16 protein-coding genes and 1 riboswitch are annotated in these 16,599 nt (G+C 46.8%); of the genes, 5 read left to right on the top strand and 11 right to left on the bottom strand.

Translation table 11 applies throughout. From position 1 onward, the window contains the following. Window positions 1–5 precede the first annotated feature (5 nt). From ICN40_RS07310 to ICN40_RS07300, 3 genes are read right to left on the bottom strand one after another with little or no spacing between them, the layout of a single operon-like run. The gene (locus tag ICN40_RS07310) at window positions 6–1,136 is read right to left on the bottom strand and encodes a polynucleotide adenylyltransferase (protein WP_216243155.1); all 1,131 of its coding nucleotides are present in this window, start codon (window positions 1,134–1,136) and stop codon (window positions 6–8) included. Further along, window positions 1,136–2,044 carry a complex I NDUFA9 subunit family protein gene (locus ICN40_RS07305; protein WP_216243153.1) on the bottom strand — a complete coding sequence of 303 codons (909 nt, stop codon included), beginning with the start codon at window positions 2,042–2,044 and terminating at the stop codon, window positions 1,136–1,138. Before ICN40_RS07305 ends, ICN40_RS07310 begins: the two co-directional genes overlap by 1 nt. A 36-nt stretch (window positions 2,045–2,080) precedes the next feature. Next, window positions 2,081–4,039, bottom strand: a complete 1,959-nt coding sequence (locus ICN40_RS07300; RefSeq protein ID WP_255561283.1) for a lytic transglycosylase domain-containing protein — start codon at window positions 4,037–4,039, stop codon at window positions 2,081–2,083. Between the two features lie 93 nt (window positions 4,040–4,132). On the opposite strand from ICN40_RS07300, the gene ICN40_RS07295 reads away from it, so the two are divergent. Continuing rightward, on the top strand, window positions 4,133–4,750 hold the full coding sequence (locus tag ICN40_RS07295) for a 5-formyltetrahydrofolate cyclo-ligase (RefSeq protein WP_255561282.1): 618 nt from the start codon (window positions 4,133–4,135) through the stop codon (window positions 4,748–4,750). 1 nt (window position 4,751) lies between these two features. Here ICN40_RS07295 and metF read toward each other — a convergent pair whose 3' ends face one another. The 3 genes from metF to metK all read right to left on the bottom strand — a co-directional run bounded on the left by metF (window position 4,752) and on the right by metK (window position 8,473). Further along, window positions 4,752–5,582, bottom strand: a complete 831-nt coding sequence (gene metF / locus ICN40_RS07290; protein ID WP_216243149.1) for a methylenetetrahydrofolate reductase [NAD(P)H] — start codon at window positions 5,580–5,582, stop codon at window positions 4,752–4,754. Window positions 5,583–5,619: 37 nt separating this feature from the next. Further along, the gene (ahcY, locus tag ICN40_RS07285) at window positions 5,620–7,065 is read right to left on the bottom strand and encodes an adenosylhomocysteinase (RefSeq protein WP_072582617.1); all 1,446 of its coding nucleotides are present in this window, start codon (window positions 7,063–7,065) and stop codon (window positions 5,620–5,622) included. A 61-nt stretch (window positions 7,066–7,126) separates the two neighbouring features. Next, a riboswitch (S-adenosyl-L-homocysteine riboswitch) is annotated at window positions 7,127–7,239 on the bottom strand. 67 nt (window positions 7,240–7,306) lie between these two features. Continuing rightward, entirely contained in the window at window positions 7,307–8,473 is a 1,167-nt protein-coding gene (gene metK, locus ICN40_RS07280; RefSeq protein WP_216243147.1) for a methionine adenosyltransferase, read from the bottom strand. Between the two features lie 203 nt (window positions 8,474–8,676). On the opposite strand from metK, the gene ICN40_RS07275 reads away from it, so the two are divergent. Genes ICN40_RS07275 through dapF form a run of 3 tightly spaced genes read left to right on the top strand, consistent with a single transcriptional unit; the run spans window position 8,677 to window position 11,377 of the window. After that, a complete protein-coding gene (locus ICN40_RS07275) occupies window positions 8,677–9,537 on the top strand; it encodes a lysophospholipid acyltransferase family protein (protein WP_216243144.1) in 861 nt (286 codons plus the stop codon). A gap of 23 nt (window positions 9,538–9,560) precedes the next feature. Continuing rightward, complete coding sequence (locus ICN40_RS07270; RefSeq protein ID WP_216243142.1) at window positions 9,561–10,460, top strand: lipid A biosynthesis acyltransferase; 900 nt, start codon at window positions 9,561–9,563, stop codon at window positions 10,458–10,460. 59 nt (window positions 10,461–10,519) lie between these two features. Continuing rightward, entirely contained in the window at window positions 10,520–11,377 is an 858-nt protein-coding gene (dapF, locus tag ICN40_RS07265; protein ID WP_216243370.1) for a diaminopimelate epimerase, read from the top strand. A 12-nt stretch (window positions 11,378–11,389) separates the two neighbouring features. Here the strand turns inward: dapF and pyrE are convergent, their stop codons facing one another. Then, window positions 11,390–12,058: an orotate phosphoribosyltransferase gene (pyrE, locus tag ICN40_RS07260; protein ID WP_216243140.1), complete on the bottom strand. Its 669-nt coding sequence runs from the start codon at window positions 12,056–12,058 to the stop codon at window positions 11,390–11,392. An 8-nt stretch (window positions 12,059–12,066) separates the two neighbouring features. Here pyrE and ICN40_RS07255 point away from each other — a divergent pair, with 8 nt between their 5' ends. Then, complete coding sequence (locus tag ICN40_RS07255; protein WP_072582611.1) at window positions 12,067–12,849, top strand: exodeoxyribonuclease III; 783 nt, start codon at window positions 12,067–12,069, stop codon at window positions 12,847–12,849. 40 nt (window positions 12,850–12,889) lie between these two features. Here the strand turns inward: ICN40_RS07255 and ICN40_RS07250 are convergent, their stop codons facing one another. The 4 genes from ICN40_RS07250 to slmA form a co-directional block, all read right to left on the bottom strand. After that, window positions 12,890–14,143 carry an MFS transporter gene (locus ICN40_RS07250; RefSeq protein ID WP_216860755.1) on the bottom strand — a complete coding sequence of 418 codons (1,254 nt, stop codon included), beginning with the start codon at window positions 14,141–14,143 and terminating at the stop codon, window positions 12,890–12,892. A gap of 70 nt (window positions 14,144–14,213) precedes the next feature. Then, on the bottom strand, window positions 14,214–14,807 hold the full coding sequence (metW, locus tag ICN40_RS07245; RefSeq protein ID WP_216243137.1) for a methionine biosynthesis protein MetW: 594 nt from the start codon (window positions 14,805–14,807) through the stop codon (window positions 14,214–14,216). Next, the gene (locus ICN40_RS07240) at window positions 14,804–15,943 is read right to left on the bottom strand and encodes a homoserine O-acetyltransferase (protein WP_216243135.1); all 1,140 of its coding nucleotides are present in this window, start codon (window positions 15,941–15,943) and stop codon (window positions 14,804–14,806) included. The genes metW and ICN40_RS07240 overlap by 4 nt, the downstream gene beginning before the upstream one ends. Beyond that, on the bottom strand, window positions 15,940–16,590 hold the full coding sequence (slmA, locus tag ICN40_RS07235) for a nucleoid occlusion factor SlmA (protein ID WP_216243133.1): 651 nt from the start codon (window positions 16,588–16,590) through the stop codon (window positions 15,940–15,942). Before slmA ends, ICN40_RS07240 begins: the two co-directional genes overlap by 4 nt. Window positions 16,591–16,599: the final 9 nt, after the last annotated feature.

The raw sequence follows: 16,599 nt of genomic DNA, 5'->3' as shown, positions 1-16,599 counted from the left end.
TTGTTTTAAGAAGCTAGAGCCATAGTAATTGCAGACAACCGCGCAGACTCAAATGCACCGCCAATGCGCTCACCATTAGATCGATCTTCTGCAGAAACGCCAGCAATAATTTCGGCGGTATTGATAGCTTGAGTAGTACGCATTGCATTGATCAAAGGGGAAACAGGCATTCCCAATTTATCCGCAAGATTCAAAAGTGCTTGTGCTCGATCTGGCTTACGCCAAACATCTGCACGGTTGAACCAATTCAAAACGTCAACCGCCTGATAAGAAGCATTGGGATACTTGTTTATCAAGACCCTAAGATCGCTGAATATTTCACTGAAATCTCGCACATCAATTGGCATGCGCACACATTCAGCCCATGAACGAATTTCATTTGCGGGCAAATTCATTAAGGCAATTGCGCAGCGCTCTTCAATACTATTTCCAGCTAAGGAAAAATACGCGATGAGCTCTTCACGAAACGACTCTTCAGACAGTTGGGTGGTCAATGAAGGTCCCAGTATCGTTCTGGCAGCACCGGCATCCAATAAAACCTGAAATAGGCGCATCGGCTTAGAAGCAACTAAGCCCCTGGCTAATTCCTGCCAAATACGCTCCGCCGATAAAGCATTTAGCTCACCTGATTGGACAATTGCCTTTAGGGCGCTGAGCGTTTCAGGAGCAACACTAAATTCAGGAAAGCGTGCAGCAAAGCGAGCAATACGCAGGAGCCGCAATGGATCTTCTGCAAATGCATCTGACACATGACGAAATACTTTGGCAGCCAAATCTTCTTGACCGTTATAAGGATCAATAATAGGGCCGAATTGCTTTCCATCAGCGCCCACTTCTTGCGCCATTGCATTGATTGTTAAATCACGACGCTCTAAGTCTTGCTCCAGAGTGACAGAAGGGTCGGCATAGAAGTTAAAGCCTTTGTAGCCTTTACCAGTCTTGCGCTCAGTGCGCGCCAGTGCATATTCAGCCTGCGTCTCTGGATGCAAAAATACTGGGAAATCTTTGCCTACAGGACGAAAGCCCTTAGCAATCATCTCATCTACGCTGGAACCCACCACAACATAATCAATGTCGTGCAAAGGCAAGCCCATGAGGGTGTCCCTAATGGCTCCGCCTACTGCGTAGATTTTCATTACTGCATACCCTCTAGGCTGCGACGACTCATTTTGAATACTTCCGGCAACGCATCAACACTATTCACTGGCAAAGTATTGGGTACTTGCATAGATGCAATATTGTCACGAGACATCAATGTAGGACCTGGCAAGAATTCGAATGCCAATGCCTGTAGATAACCCACAAAAGCTGGCACGGGAATGATGAGGCACGAGGTTTTAGCCTTACGAGCGGCAAACTCAACAATCTCTTTCATGGTGTAAACCGTTGGGCCAACCAAGTCATAGGACTGACGAATTGTTTGAGGCATCGATAAGGATTTAACAAATGCACTTGCAACATCATCTACGCTCACCGGCTGAAACTGCGCCTGGGAATTTGCCAAAGGCATAGCTGGAAACAACTTAGTCAACTTAGAAAACAAATTAATAAATTGATCCTGCGCCCCAAAAATGACTGAAGGCCTAAAGATAGTCCAATCTAAATTACTGGCCTTGACTGCAGCCTCGCCATCACCTTTGCTGCGCTGATACATCGATGGACCATGAGAGTCGGCACCCAATGCGCTCATATGTAAATAGCGCTTTAAGCCATGGAGCTGCATTGCCGTAATGATGTTTTTAGGCAGCTCCACATGCGCAGCTTTAAATACCTTTCCATAAGGCTTAGCCGGCTTATCGTGAAGTACTCCGACCAAATTGATCACGGCACCATTTTGCTTAATGCGCTCACAAAGGCTCTGCAGCTCATCAAACTCATGAACATCAGCCTCTTCGACATGCACCTTGGGCAACAGGCGTAATTCACGTGCAGCGCCTAAATGGCTTGTTGGAACCAATACGGAATAACCTGCTAGTTGAAGTTGCGCAGCAATGACTCGCCCCACAAATCCATTGCCACCGATTAGAAGAATGTCATATTTCATAGGAAGCTTTCTTTGCTTAGCTCGGTGTTTGATTGTTTAAGGAAGCTCAGATTGAGTAGCAGCCTTGGGTGTAATAACACCTAGGCGCTGTTTTAAAGATTGTGGCTGACCACTCATCACCGATGAATAGTAATTTGCATTAGAGAGCACATTCTTCACGTACACACGTGTCTCAGTAAACGGAATAGTTTCAGCAAAAATAGCACCCTCTGTAGGGCCAGATAATTTTTCCCGCCAAGCCTTTGAGCGCGAAGGGCCTGCGTTATAGGCTGCAGAGGCCAAAACCCAAGACCCATCTAAATCGATCAAAACCATATTTAAATAATTACTACCTAAAGTTAAATTGGTATTCATATCACTCAATTTGTCATTGGTGTAATTGGGCATCCCAATTTTCTTAGCTACGTACTTTGCAGTATTCGGCATCACCTGCATTAAGCCAGATGCACCCACAGAAGAGGCAGCATTCATAATGAAGCGTGACTCTTGACGAATTAAGCCGTAAGCCCAAGCAAGATTGAGATCTATTTGACGCGCAATTGGAGATAGCTCTTCTTTGTACGGAGTTGGGTAGCGCAAGCTAAAGTCATGCTCTTGCTTGGTACGATCGGCAGTGTTGACGACGCGGTCATATAAATTGATTCGCTTTGCATACTCGGCAGCGGCCAATAATTGCTTGTCAGTCATATTGCGCAGCTCCCAATTCCATTCACGATTACCTTCGAAGCGAAGATTCATGGAATACAAGCGCTCACCACGAATAAAGCCCTTGCGGCTGGCCATTGCATCTATCTCCTGCTCAGTCACTTTCGTTTTAGCAGGCGCATTATTCGATTTGCCTAATTCTTCACGCGCAAGCTGGCCGTAGAAGTTATATTGATCCGCAATCATTTCAAAACTGTCTTTGGCCTTTGCGTCCTGCCCTTCAGCTTTGAGCGCACGACCATACCAATAGGTCCATGCGGGATCTTTAGCCCGCACCGCTGGGTTCATGCCATCAATCGCATTTTTAACTAGAGCCCAATCTTTAGCGCGCAAGCCTGCGCGCACTTTCCACTCTTGTGATTCGACCGAAAGGAGTTCGTTATAGCCCAGCTCTTGCTGTAAGCGATAGGCATCATCCGCATTGGGATCTAATTTTTTGGCTAAAAATTGTCCGATCACGCCCCAAGCAACGGCTTGGTTTTCTTTGCTATAGCGTGAAGCGTTTTGAGAAAAGTCGCGATAGGCCTTTGATGGATCAGCTTTTACAGCCTTAACAATATCTGCGATCGGATCTTCACCGCCAAGGCGACGTGCCATCGTGTCATAACCCCTCTCGCTAGCCGCACGCCCAATAGCTTTAGCCTCACTCGGGGACATGCCACCTGCGGCCACCAAAGATGGAACCAATTCTTGGCATGCTTGCCCAAAATAACTTGGGTCAAGCAACACTGCTCGTGAATCAATCGCTAATTTAGTTGGGTTCTCGCCTTGTGATAATTTTGATAACAGGGAATAGCACTTCACTTGTGTATCGTCATCCAATACAAACTTAGCGTACTCCATATCAAAGCGTGCCCAGTCCCTACGCTTACCCAAAACCAATAACCAATCATTGCGCATACGGTCAGCCAATGCTGTGCCTTGATATTGATTTAAGAATGCGACTACTTGAGCATCTGCGCCATAGTCATTACGTGCGCCGCCAGCACTATCAAATAATTGCGGCTTGATTCGGAAGTAGGCTACATAGTCATCAAATGGGTAATTAACCAAATTGGATGAAAGTTGTTGCGTACGAAATACATCATTCTTCTTTGCAGCTTCGCGCAAATCGATAAACATCCGATCGGTATCGGTAATTTCAGCTGGAGCAACCTTGCTTTCATAGGACTTGGGCAGACTTGGCTTCTTCAGCTTTTCAGCATAGGAATTGGACGCGCCTAACGCTAGGCCCAAAACCAGAATTTTGGCCCACTCAAGGTATTTGCTGTTTACTGTTACAAACTTCATTCTTCCGATTCAACCCTATCTCTATTTGCAAGGCTAGAGGCCTTGCAGTAATTGATTACTATATCCTTTAATTTTCGCCTGATAATGGTCGATATGCACGGTAATTCACCAAAAACTCTTCGCCAAGATTTATTAAAACAACGCAAAGAAATTGCTGCTGGGAATGGCTATGCTTCTGTAGAAGCGGGCTTGATTGCAGGCCTCAATCATTTTTTAGCAAATGAAGGCAAACTCATTCGCTCAATCGCCCTTTATTGGCCCATTCAAGATGAAATTGATTTACGCCCCACTTTATTAAGCTGGATGAAGAATGTCCCTCAGCGTCGCTTAGCGCTGCCCTATGCACGCCCGGATAAGCATCTTGAATTCTACGAGTGGCAAGAGGGCGATGCATTAATTCCAAGCGCTCACGGAGTTCCTGAGCCTAGCCCAGAAAATACCGCCAGGCCACAACTCATTCCTGACTGTATCCTGATTCCCTGCGTTGGCTGGTCTAGCTCTGTTGTGAGCGGTAAAGCACACTACTGGCGACTAGGCTATGGCGGCGGGTATTTTGATCGAACCCTAGCGCAGTTGCGAAAAGACAATCCAAACCTCATTTGCATGGGGGTTGGATTTGATTGGCAAAAATTAGATGATTCTCAATGGGCTGCTCAAACACATGACGAGCACCTGGATATGCTGTTGACGGAGTCTGGCTTACTTATTTGATTTACTTCGTTAAATCCAAATTGTCTGCAATCGCTAAAACTGCATCAGCCTGATTTAGCGAGTAAAAATGAATGCCAGGTGCGCCAGCAGTTAACAACTGATCGCACAAGTCGGTCACCACTTCTTCACCAAATGCACGAATAGACGCGACGTCATCACCGTAGGATTGAAGGCGTAAACGAATCCAGCGTGGAATTTCTGCGCCACAGGCATCAGAGAATCGCAATAATTGGCTGCTATTGGTAATCGGCATAATGCCGGCAATAATTGGCTGTGTAACGCCTAATTCATAAGCCTCGTCTACGAAGCGGAAGTAAGCATCGCTGTTGTAAAAATACTGAGTAACCGCGGAGTTAGCGCCCGCCTTCATCTTTTGCACAAAGAAATCGATATCACTAGCAGGTGACTTCGCTTGTGGGTGCGTTTCTGGATAAGCAGCTACATCGATATGGAACCAATCGCCTGTTTCTGAGCGAATAAATTCTACCAATTCATTGGCATGATGAAACTCGCCATACTGACCCATGCCAGATGGCAAGTCACCGCGCAAAGCCACAATTCGCTTTACGCCCAAGGCTTGATATTGCTTGAGCATCTCGCGCACGCTTTCACGTGAGCTGCCAACACAAGATAAATGGGGGGCAACGGCTGCACCAGCAGCATGAATGTCACTCACCACTTTTAATGTGCCAGACTGAGTAGAACCACCGGCACCAAAGGTCACGGAATAAAACGCTGGCTTGAGTGTTTCAGAAAAACGCTCGCGCACCAGATGCAACTTACTCTCACCCTCAGGTGTTTTTGGAGGAAAGAATTCGACGCTTAATTCCATGATTTTGGGCCTAGGTATCTATTGAAAAGTAATTGGATTAATAACGGTAATGGTCAGCCTTATATGGACCTTCCTTCGTTACGCCAATGTAAGAAGCTTGCTGATCTGACAACACGGTTAACTCAGCATTGAGAGTCTTGAGCTGTAAGCGTGCAACCTTCTCATCCAAGTGCTTGGGCAATGTGTAAACGCCAACTGGGTATTTATCTGTGCCGACTGCATTCCACAATTCAATTTGTGCAATCACTTGGTTTGCAAATGAAGAGCTCATGACATATGAAGGGTGTCCCGTGCCACAACCCAGGTTGACCAAACGACCTTTAGCCAAAATAATGATGCGCTTTTCAGGCTTGCCATTGGCAGCTGGGAAAATCACATGGTCAACTTGTGGCTTGATTTCTTCCCACTTGTATTTCTCAATACCAGCAACATCAATCTCATTATCAAAGTGGCCAATGTTACAAACGATAGCTTGATTCTTCATCTTGGCCATGTGGTCATGTGTAATCACATGGTAGTTGCCTGTTGCAGAAACAAAGATGTCCGCTTTATCAGCAGCGTAATCCATCGTCACAACACGGTAGCCTTCCATTGCCGCTTGCAATGCACAGATTGGATCTACCTCAGTTACCCAAACCTGAGCTGATAAAGCGCGCAATGCTTGAGCTGAACCCTTACCCACATCCCCATAACCACAAACCACGGCGACCTTACCGGCCACCATCACGTCAGTAGCACGCTTGATCGCATCTACTAAAGACTCACGGCAACCATAGAGGTTGTCGAACTTACTCTTAGTAACAGAGTCATTTACGTTGATTGCCGGGAATTTCAAATCACCCTTGGCAAACATTTGATACAGGCGATGTACGCCAGTAGTCGTTTCTTCTGTAACACCCTTAACTTTTTCTAAGCGTGTTGAGTACCAAGTTGGATCTTGCGCCAATTTTTTCTTGATAGCAGCAAACAAAATAGTTTCTTCTTCGCTAGTTGGATTGTTCAAGCAAGCTTGATCTTTCTCAGCGCGCGCTCCAAGGTGCAACAACAAAGTAGCATCGCCACCATCATCCAAAATCATATTGGTGTAGCCGCCATCAGCCCACTCAAAAATGCGGTGAGTAAAGTCCCAATACTGCTCAAGGGTTTCACCTTTAATAGCAAATACTGGCGTGCCGTTAGCAGCAATGGCTGCAGCAGCATGGTCTTGTGTAGAGAAAATATTGCAAGATGCCCATTGAACTTCAGCACCGAGTGCCTCTAGCGTCTCGATCAACACTGCAGTTTGAATGGTCATGTGCAATGAACCAGTAATGCGTGCGCCACGCAATGGCTGTTGTGCAGCAAATTCATCACGAATGGCGATCAGGCCAGGCATTTCAGTTTCAGCAATGGCAATTTCTTTGCGGCCAAAGTCAGCCAAAGAAATATCAGCAATTGCGCAACGAGTTGCAACAAAGTTATTTAAATCAGAAACGGTATTCATTAATGCTCCAGCTAAATACGATCCAATGCTGGAGTAAAAACTCGCTAGCCATTGAATCATGGGTTAGCGAGCGCGGTTGCAATTAGCAAACTCCGGGGGTTACCTTAGAGCCCACTCCCTTCAAGCCTGGGGAAGTGCTGGGTCTCAGCATTCCTTGCAACGCTCCTTGAAGGTATGCCGTAATTGTAAACAATTACGGCATATTTCGCCTCAATACACCTACAAACTGCGTATTTCCTACTTACAGACCAGCTGCAGCACGTAATGTGGCTGCTTTGTCTGTTTGCTCCCAAGTAAATTCTGGCTCTTCACGACCAAAGTGGCCATAAGCAGCAGTCTTTTTATAAATTGGGCGCAAGAGGTTAAGCATCTTCACAATTCCTTTAGGACGCAAGTCAAAGTGCTCAGAAACCAATTGAGCAATCTTCTCATCCGAAATCTTGCCAGTACCAAAAGTGCTCACCATCACTGAAGTTGGTTTAGCAACACCAATCGCGTAAGAGATCTGAATCAAGCACTTGCTTGCCAAACCAGCAGCAACCACGTTCTTCGCAACATAACGACCAGCGTATGCAGCAGAGCGGTCAACCTTAGATGGGTCCTTACCAGAGAAAGCGCCGCCGCCGTGAGGGGCCGCACCACCGTAGGTATCCACAATAATTTTACGACCAGTTAAACCACAATCACCCTGTGGGCCACCGATAACAAAACGTCCAGTTGGGTTTACCAAGAAATTAATAGCGCCTTTGATCAAATGCTTAGGCAATACTGGTTTGATGATTTCTTCGATGACTGCTTCACGTAATTTTTCGAGAGAAATTTCTTCATCGTGTTGAGTAGACAACACCACAGTATCAATAGAATCCGGCTTGCCATCCACATAGCGCAAGGTCACTTGTGACTTCGCATCAGGACGCAACCAGTTCAAACGGCCATCGCGACGCAATTGTGATTGGCGCTCAACCAAGCGGTGTGATAAGTGAATTGGCAAAGGCATGAGCTCTGCAGTTTCATCACAAGCGTAACCAAACATGAGGCCTTGGTCACCAGCGCCTTGATCTAAGCCGTCATCATGGGCTTTATCAACACCTTGAGCGATATCAGGGCTTTGCTTATCGTAAGCAACCAATACTGCACAACCTTTGTAGTCGATACCGTAGTCAGTGTTGTCGTAACCAATTTCACGCAAAGTGTTGCGAGCAACTTGAATGTAGTCAACGTTAGCGTTTGTAGTGATTTCACCAGCCAAAACGACTAAGCCGGTGTTGCACAAAGTTTCTGCTGCAACACGCGCAGTCGGATCTTGAGCCAAGATGGCATCGAGAATCGAATCAGAGATTTGGTCTGCTACTTTATCGGGGTGACCTTCAGAAACCGATTCTGAGGTAAAGAAGTAATCATTTGCCATTGCATATTCCTTTAATAATTAACACGATCATTGGGACAACTCGACGTGCCAGGAACTACAACGGCGACGCTTTAGCAGAATTTATGAATCGCCCTGCAAGTTGCCTTAACTCAGCGATAGAGTGATTTTATCCGAAAAATGCCTAATTCAGCAACGCATGCTGAAATCCACACACTGAGAGCGGCATTGAATATCATTAGAGGGTGCGAAAACTCCTTCTCAAGCTCTGCCTTAATGCGATTGCCGTGCTTCCTCTTGCGCTAGTGCAAGTGATTGGGGCCTTTTTAGGCACGCTTGCCTATCTAGGGTCCAAACAATATCGCTCACTCTTTAGACCCCAATACGAAGCAGTAGTTGACGCACGGGGCCTGCCATTCAAGCTTTGGGATGCAGTAAGGGCCTCTGGAATGCTGTTTTCAGACAGCTTGTGGATTTGGCGCAACCCTGCAAAAGCACTGAAATTAGTGGAAGTGCAAAACTGGGATGTGGTTGAGGCGGCGATAGGCGAAGGGCACGGCTTAGTCATGCTGACTCCTCATCTTGGTGGCTTTGAGATCATTCCTCGTGTTCTCGCACAGCATTTCCCAGCAACTATTCTCTATCGACCTTCACGCCAAGAATGGCTCAATGAAGTAGTAGAAGAAGGTCGCGCTTATCCGAATATGCATTTCGTGCCGACCAACCTCAATGGCGTGCGCCAAATGACTAGAGCGCTCACCAGAGGCGAGGCGATTGGCATTCTTCCGGATCAAGTACCCAGTGGTGGCGAAGGTGTTTGGGTCCCATTCTTTGGGCGTCCTGCATACACAACGCCATTACCAGCGCGTCTAGCCAATCGGAATAACACGCCAGTAGTCATGTTTACCGCTAAGCGCAAAGGTATTGGCCAAGGATGGCTCATGCAGGCTACTCGTCTTGCGCCTTTATCTGAAGATGCCAATCTTGCCGCTGCAGAACTCAACGTTGCAATTGAAAATGCAGTTCTGGTTGCGCCAGAACAATTTATTTGGTCATACAACCGCTATAAGCATCCCGCCGGTGCAGAATTACCCCCAAGCAATTAAATAAATTCGTTATCATTTTTGAAATGACCTGGTTACAAAACCTCTTCAATTTCTTGGCGCTCAGTCTTTTGCGTCTCTTTGCCTTCCTGCCTTATACGATCACCATCCATGTGGGCTACGGCCTGGGCTGGCTTGCCGCCCATATTCCAAACAGCCGCACCCACGTAGTGAACACCAATTTACGTTTGTGCTTTCCCAATCTTAGCGAAAAAGAACTTGAAAATCTGGCGCTTGAGCACTGGAAATTATTTGGCCGCAGCGTATTAGAGAGAAGTCGCATTTGGCTGGGTAGTGGCAAACAAATTACCGATATCGTCACCATTGAATCAGCGATTACTTTGGGAGATCGCAAGCCACGCCTACTGATTAATCCACACTTTGTTGGGCTTGAAGGCGGCTTTATGGCGCTTTCAGTATTGGCCAATCAACACGACTGGCCCCGAGGCGCAGGCCTTTATCAAAACATGAAGAATCCCTTCTTCAATCAAAAAATGATTGAGTGGAGAAATCGTTTTGGTGGGAAGTCCATTGAGCGACAGAGCCGCTTACGTGACCTGATTCGTGAAATTCAAACGGGTAACTTTATTTTCATTGCACCCGATATTGACTTGGGTCCACGTGACTCCGTCTTTGTGCCCTTCTTTGGCATACAGACCAATACCATTACCTCAGTCTCTCGCCTGGCAAGACTCAGTGGCGCTGAAGTATGTTTAATGACAACTACCTTAAACAAAGACCGTAAAGGCTATACCTGCCATATTAGTGAGCCATTGCCAAACTTCCCTAGCGATGATGTTGAAAAAGATACTGCTCGCCTAAATCAATATATCGAGGAACTTGTTCAAGAAAGACCAGCAGAGTACTATTGGGTTCATAAGCGTTTTAAACACAGGCCCGAAGGCGAACCCAGTCTTTACGATTAAACGGAATTATTTTGAGCACCAATACCAACAATTCAGTACGCAAGCTTCGCTTCACCAAAATGCATGGTGCTGGCAATGATTTCATTGTGCTCAATGGTATCGACCAAGACTTAAGCGGTATCACCAAGGATCAATGGCAAGCCTTAGCCCATCGTCAATTTGGCGTTGGTGCCGATCAAATTCTCCTGGTTGAAAAAGCCACGCGCCCTGATGCTGATTTTCGGTACCGCATTTTTAATTCGGATGGCGGTGAAGTTGAACAATGCGGTAATGGCTCGCGCTGCTTTGTACGATTTGTGCAAGGCCAGGGCGGCCTATCCAATAAGAATCCTTTGCGCGTGGAAGTGGCACACACCGTTCTGACTCTCAAGTCCCATCCGGATGGCCAGGTGGAGGTGGATATGGGTGCGCCAATTTTTGAACACAGCCATATTCCATTTAATGCGACTGGTTTGGCAAGCGTTCAAGAATTTCAAGAAACCCTCTATGCACTCCCTTTGAATTACCCCGCTACCCACGACAGTTTGGTTGGCGTCCTCTCAATGGGCAATCCACATGCGGTCCAAGTAGTTGGTGATATCGATAGTGCGCCCGTTTTAGAAGAGGGTCCTGAAATTGAAAAGTTTGCTGCGTTTCCAAAAAAGGTAAACGTAGGTTACCTACAAGCGATCAATCGCAATGAAATCAAACTTCGCGTCTTTGAACGGGGCGCTGGAGAAACCTTGGCCTGCGGTACCGGCGCTTGTGCAGCCGTGGTTTCAGGGATTCGCAGAGGCTTGCTAGACTCGCCTGTAAAAGTGCATACCCGCGGTGGAGATTTGCAGATTGCTTGGGGCGGAATAATTAATGGCGTAGCCCAGCCCGTCATCATGACTGGACCAGCCGTTACTGTCTTTGAAGGTGAAACAACAATCTAAAAGTAGCTGCTTTTAGATTCCATATTGATCGCGATAGGCTTTAACAGCGGGCAAGTAATGAGTGAGCTGAGCATCACTAGAAGAGGTTAGGAAAGACATTAAGCCAGCTAAGTTAGCAATCGTGACAACTGGCAAACCAAACTCTTGTTCTACGGCCTGCACTGCAGACTTGTCTCCAATTTCAACAGCATTCCCTGAGCGCTCCATCCGATCCAAAGCGATCAATACTGCTGCAGGCTCTCCTCCCGCTTTGCGAATAAGATCTACGGATTCCCTAACTGAAGTGCCAGCAGAAATCACATCATCAATGATGACCACTTTGCCTTTTACAGGCGCACCAACCAGCATGCCACCTTCCCCATGATCTTTAGCTTCTTTGCGGTTGTAAGCATATGGAACGTTAATCCCATCATCTGCCAGTGCAATGGCTGTTGCCGCTGCAAGTGTGATTCCCTTATATGCCGGTCCATAAAGCATATCGAACTGGATACCCGATTCTTGCAAGGCTTTGGCGTAATAACGACCCAATGCACTTAGACGAGCTCCATCATTAAATTCACCAGCGTTAAAGAAATAAGGTGAGAGTCTTCCCGCTTTGGTTTTAAACTCCCCGAAGGACAAAACCTTTGCCTCTAAGGCAAAACGAATAAAGTTATCTTGATTTGAATTATTTGAGCTCATAGGCCTACATGTTACGCATCATTTCCGCGAACCTCAACGGTATCCGTTCCGCAGTCAAAAAAGGCTTTCTGCCATGGGCTGTGAAGCAAAAGGCTGATTTCATTTGTATGCAGGAGCTTAAGGCTCAGCGCGATGATCTAGAGGACGCCATTCTGAATCCCGACGGCATGCATGGCTACTTCCATCATGCGGAGAAAAAGGGCTACAGCGGTTGCGGTATTTATACGCCCCATAAGCCAGATGAGGTCTTGTACGGCTATGGCAATGAAGAGTTTGATGCTGAAGGGCGCTATGTTGAAGCCCGCTTTAAAGGTTTATCAGTGATCTCTGTTTATATGCCCTCAGGCTCAAGCTCTGAGGAGCGCCAAGAGGCTAAATATCGCTACCTCGACAGCTTTCTGCCACATCTCGTCTCTCTCAAAAAATCAGGTCGTGAAATAGTCCTATGCGGCGATGTCAATATTGCCCATCAAGAAATTGACCTGAAGAACTGGAAAGGGAATCTCAAAAATTCTGGCTTCTTACCTGAGGAGCGCGCGTGGCTTACCAATCTCTTTAGCAAAGTAGGTTACGTAGACGTCTATCGACATCTTGAACCAGAGGCAACAGAAACTTGCTACACCTGGTGGAGTAATCGAGGCCAAGCCTATGCTAAGAATGTTGGCTGGCGAATTGACTATCACATCACCACCCCTGGTATTGCTGCTACAGCCAAGAAAACTGCGGTGTACAAGGACGAGAAATTCTCAGACCATGCACCACTTACCGTGGATTACGACTGGAAGATTTAACAAGTAACGGGGAGAATTTACTTTCCCCATCACTCCGCTTTTACTCCCCCTCTTTTTTGGTCTGCACGATCTTGAAATGAATCGTTGCCCAAATAAGAAGTAGGACTGGGGCGCCAATAATGGCAGTGCCGTAGAAGAATGCTTCGTACCCAAAGTTATCAACAAACACTCCGGAGAAGCCCGCCAACCATTTGGGCAAGAGCAGCATCATCGAACTAAACAGGGCGTACTGGGTAGCTGAGTAACGGATATTAGTAAGTGATGACAAGAAAGCTATAAAGGCTGCACTAGCGATACCAGAACTTAAATTATCTGCAGAGATGACCCAAATCAAACCATGTAAATCATGTCCTTGAGTGGCCAGCCAAGCAAACAATACATTGCTGACCGCCGAGAGAACTGCACCCACAAATAGAATTCGCAGCACGCCAAAACGCAATGTGAGCACACCGCCTACAAAAGCGCCGACCAAGGTCATCACCACACCGAATACTTTACTGACGGCTGCAACTTCATCTTTGGTGTAACCCATATCAACATAAAACGGATTGGCCATGATGCCCATCACGACATCACTAATACGGTAGATGGCAATTAAAGACAAAATCAAAATGGCATGCCAGCGATAGCGCGTAATAAATTCTGCAAATGGCTCAACCAAGGTTTGATAAAGCCAGGCCTTAGCAGTGCGTACTTTGGCTAATTCGTATCTTGCTGGCTCTTTACTCAAGAGCGTTGTAATCACTCCCACCCCGATAGAAGCTGCCATACAAAGATAAGCAAACTGCCATGCGCTGGCGTCGTAGCCGCTGCCTGTTTCAGCCCGAGCAGCAAGCCAAAGCACGCCGGCGCCAGCCCAAATTAGGGCAAGACGATATCCAGTTTGATATGTAGCAGCAAGGGCTGCTTGATGGTCACTATTGGCTGACTCGATACGAAAAGCATCTAATGCGATATCTTGAGTGGCAGATCCAAAAGCTACCAAGAGCGCACACCAAACAATGGAATTGAGTGCCAGCTTGGGATCTAAAGTCGACATACCGACCAGGCCCAAAATAATGAGTGCTTGCGCAAAGAGTAGCCAGCTGCGGCGGCGTCCAAAAAATTTAGTTAAGAGCGGGATTTGTAGGCGATCAACAAGTGGAGCCCAAACCCACTTAAAAGCATAGATCAAACCAACCCAAGTTAAGTAACCAATGGTGCTGCGATCAATGCCGGCTTCACGCAACCAAAAGCTCAGTGTTCCCAGAATAAGTAGTAAAGGGAGGCCCGCGGAGAAACCCAAGAACAACATGCGCAAACAAGGCCATTCGAGATAAACCCGAAAGTCTTGAAGCCAGGACTTCACTACATGGAGTTGCTTGTTAGGCACGACGAATGCGGAATAAAGCGAGGCTACCAAATAAATTTGGCATCAAAGTCACTTGGCGACCCTCATGCAAGATGCATTGATCGATTACCTTCAGGCCAAGGCTTGAGGCTAACTTCTCAAAGTCAGCAACGGTGAGCACGCGCACGTTGGGCGTGTTGTACCACTGATAAGGCAAACTCTTAGATACTGGCATGCGGCCCAGGCCAACGGCCAATCGATGAGACCAATGTCCAAAGTTTGGAAAGGAGATCACTGACTCTTTACCTACACGAACGACCTCACGCAAAATCTTTTCAGTTTGATGAATGGTTTGCAGAGTTTGTGACAGCACAACCGTGTCAAAACTACCGTCCTCAAAGAGAGCTAAGCCGCCCTCTAAATCTTGCTGAATAACATTCAAGCCTTTTTGCACGCAAGAGAGTACGCGAGAATCATCAATCTCAACGCCATAAGTGTGAACAGGTTTTTGTTTCTGCAAAAATTCTAAAAAGCTACCATCACCACAACCGAGGTCCAGCACTTGAGTATTTGGTGCAATCCAATTAGCTATGGCAGCAAAGTCGGCGCGCTTATTGAAATGACTCATGCTTGAACCTCGCGCATTTGCTTAAAGTAAGCTCTAACAAGATTGTGATAACGCTCATCATCCAATAAGAATGCGTCGTGTCCATGTGGCGCATCAATCTCCGCATAGGTCACTTCACTCTTGTTACTCAGCAAAGATTGCACAATCTCGCGACTGCGATCAGGCGAGAAACGCCAGTCGGTTGAAAAGCTGACAACCAAAAACTTGGCTTGTACTTCCGCTAAAGCGCGATTCAGACTGCCATCGTAACGACGTGCCGGATCAAAATAATCTAGCGCACGCGTAATCAATAAATAAGTATTGGCGTCAAAGTAGCTTGAAAACTTATCACCTTGATGACGTAAATAACTCTCAACCTCAAACTCAACATCAAAGCTGAAGCGATAGTCATTTGACTCGCCATTAGGACGCTGCAATTCTCGTCCAAATTTTTCTGCCATGTCATCATCAGACAAATAGGTGATGTGACCAACCATACGCGCCAAACGTAAACCGCGTTTTGGTACAACGCCATGCTCGTAATAGTTACCACCATGAAAATCAGGGTCAGACAGAATGGCATTACGCGCCACTTCATTGAAAGCAATGTTTTGTGCGCTCAGCCTTGGGGTAGAGGCCACCACCACGCAGTGATCTATGCGCTTAGGAAACTGAATGGCCCAAGCCATAGCCTGCATGCCGCCCAAGCTTCCGCCCATCACCGCAGCAAACTTCCGAATGCCCAATTTATCAGCCAGGCGGGCCTGAGTATTCACCCAATCCTCAACCGTGACTACAGGAAAATCAGCGCCATATGGCTTGCCGGTAGCGGGATTGATGCTCATTGGCCCAGTAGAACCAAAACAAGAACCTAAATTATTAACGCCTATGACAAAAAAGTGATCGGTATCCACCGGCTTGCCCGGACCAATCATGTTGTCCCACCAACCAATATCTTCTGGATCTTCTGGACTTGGTCCCGCTACGTGGTGAGATGCGTTGAGCGCATGACAAACGAGAACAGCATTACTTTTATCGGCGTTGAGCTTGCCATAAGTTTCAATCACTAAATCATAGCCAGACAAGATGGCGCCACTCTGCAAAGGCAGGGGCTCGGCAAAATGAATAGTATTTCTAGAGAGGTGTAGCTCGCTCATTCTGACAGGAGAAGGCGCAGACTAACATCAGAGGCTTCAGTTGGCAGTTTCTTAAATCCGCTACGGGCAAAGCGATGCCAACGACCCAAAACAAAACTCATCAACATGGCCGCACGGATGCTGACCTCTTCCTGACCCAGCTGCGCCCAATTACCACCTTGGGTTTGGGCGATACGCAGAGCTTGCTTAAGAGATGCCTCGACACGATCGAGCACTTGAGTAATGCGCTCTTGAAGACGATCATCTTCTTGCAATAAAGCATCGCCCAATAAAACACGAGTCATGCCAGGATTCTTTTCAGCAAAGAATAAAAGCATTTGCAAGATACCGCGCGCCTGAGCAAGACCAGACTCTTCTTTTTGATTAATTTGATTAATCAATCCAAAAACAGTTTGCTCAATAAAAGAAATTAGGCCCTCGAACATTTGCGCCTTGCTGGCGAAGTGACGATATAGAGCCGCTTCTGATACTTCAATCTTGGCTGCTAAAGCCGCCGTAGTGACACGCTCACCCTTAGGGTTTTGTAACATCTCAGCAAGCACTTGTAGAATCTGTAAGCGGCGTTCGCCTGGGCGAGGGCGCTTACGAGCTACACCAGCGTCAGCGTTTCTGTCGTTGATGTTTGCTGGATCTAAGGACTCGCGCATGTTTATCTA

Origin of the sequence: Polynucleobacter sp. Fuers-14, from assembly GCF_018882045.1 — a bacterium.
Classification (GTDB): Bacteria; Pseudomonadota; Gammaproteobacteria; order Burkholderiales; family Burkholderiaceae; genus Polynucleobacter.
Note: the sequence above shows the minus strand (reverse complement) of the source record. Positions and strands in the feature narration are given on the sequence as shown.

What these genes read in the sequence shown, in the direction of transcription:
- ICN40_RS07310 (WP_216243155.1), bottom strand. Translation starts at nt 1,136, where the DNA reads ATGAAAATCTACGCAGTAGGCGGAGCCATTAGGGACACCCTCATGGGC.
- ICN40_RS07305 (WP_216243153.1), bottom strand. Translation starts at nt 2,044, where the DNA reads ATGAAATATGACATTCTTCTAATCGGTGGCAATGGATTTGTGGGGCGA.
- ICN40_RS07300 (WP_255561283.1), bottom strand. Translation starts at nt 4,039, where the DNA reads ATGAAGTTTGTAACAGTAAACAGCAAATACCTTGAGTGGGCCAAAATT.
- ICN40_RS07295 (WP_255561282.1), top strand. Translation starts at nt 4,133, where the DNA reads ATGCACGGTAATTCACCAAAAACTCTTCGCCAAGATTTATTAAAACAA.
- metF (WP_216243149.1), bottom strand. Translation starts at nt 5,582, where the DNA reads ATGGAATTAAGCGTCGAATTCTTTCCTCCAAAAACACCTGAGGGTGAG.
- ahcY (WP_072582617.1), bottom strand. Translation starts at nt 7,065, where the DNA reads ATGAATACCGTTTCTGATTTAAATAACTTTGTTGCAACTCGTTGCGCA.
- metK (WP_216243147.1), bottom strand. Translation starts at nt 8,473, where the DNA reads ATGGCAAATGATTACTTCTTTACCTCAGAATCGGTTTCTGAAGGTCAC.
- ICN40_RS07270 (WP_216243142.1), top strand. Translation starts at nt 9,561, where the DNA reads ATGACCTGGTTACAAAACCTCTTCAATTTCTTGGCGCTCAGTCTTTTG.
- dapF (WP_216243370.1), top strand. Translation starts at nt 10,520, where the DNA reads ATGCATGGTGCTGGCAATGATTTCATTGTGCTCAATGGTATCGACCAA.
- pyrE (WP_216243140.1), bottom strand. Translation starts at nt 12,058, where the DNA reads ATGAGCTCAAATAATTCAAATCAAGATAACTTTATTCGTTTTGCCTTA.
- ICN40_RS07255 (WP_072582611.1), top strand. Translation starts at nt 12,067, where the DNA reads ATGTTACGCATCATTTCCGCGAACCTCAACGGTATCCGTTCCGCAGTC.
- ICN40_RS07250 (WP_216860755.1), bottom strand. Translation starts at nt 14,143, where the DNA reads ATGTTGTTCTTGGGTTTCTCCGCGGGCCTCCCTTTACTACTTATTCTG.
- metW (WP_216243137.1), bottom strand. Translation starts at nt 14,807, where the DNA reads ATGAGTCATTTCAATAAGCGCGCCGACTTTGCTGCCATAGCTAATTGG.
- ICN40_RS07240 (WP_216243135.1), bottom strand. Translation starts at nt 15,943, where the DNA reads ATGAGCGAGCTACACCTCTCTAGAAATACTATTCATTTTGCCGAGCCC.
- slmA (WP_216243133.1), bottom strand. Translation starts at nt 16,590, where the DNA reads ATGCGCGAGTCCTTAGATCCAGCAAACATCAACGACAGAAACGCTGAC.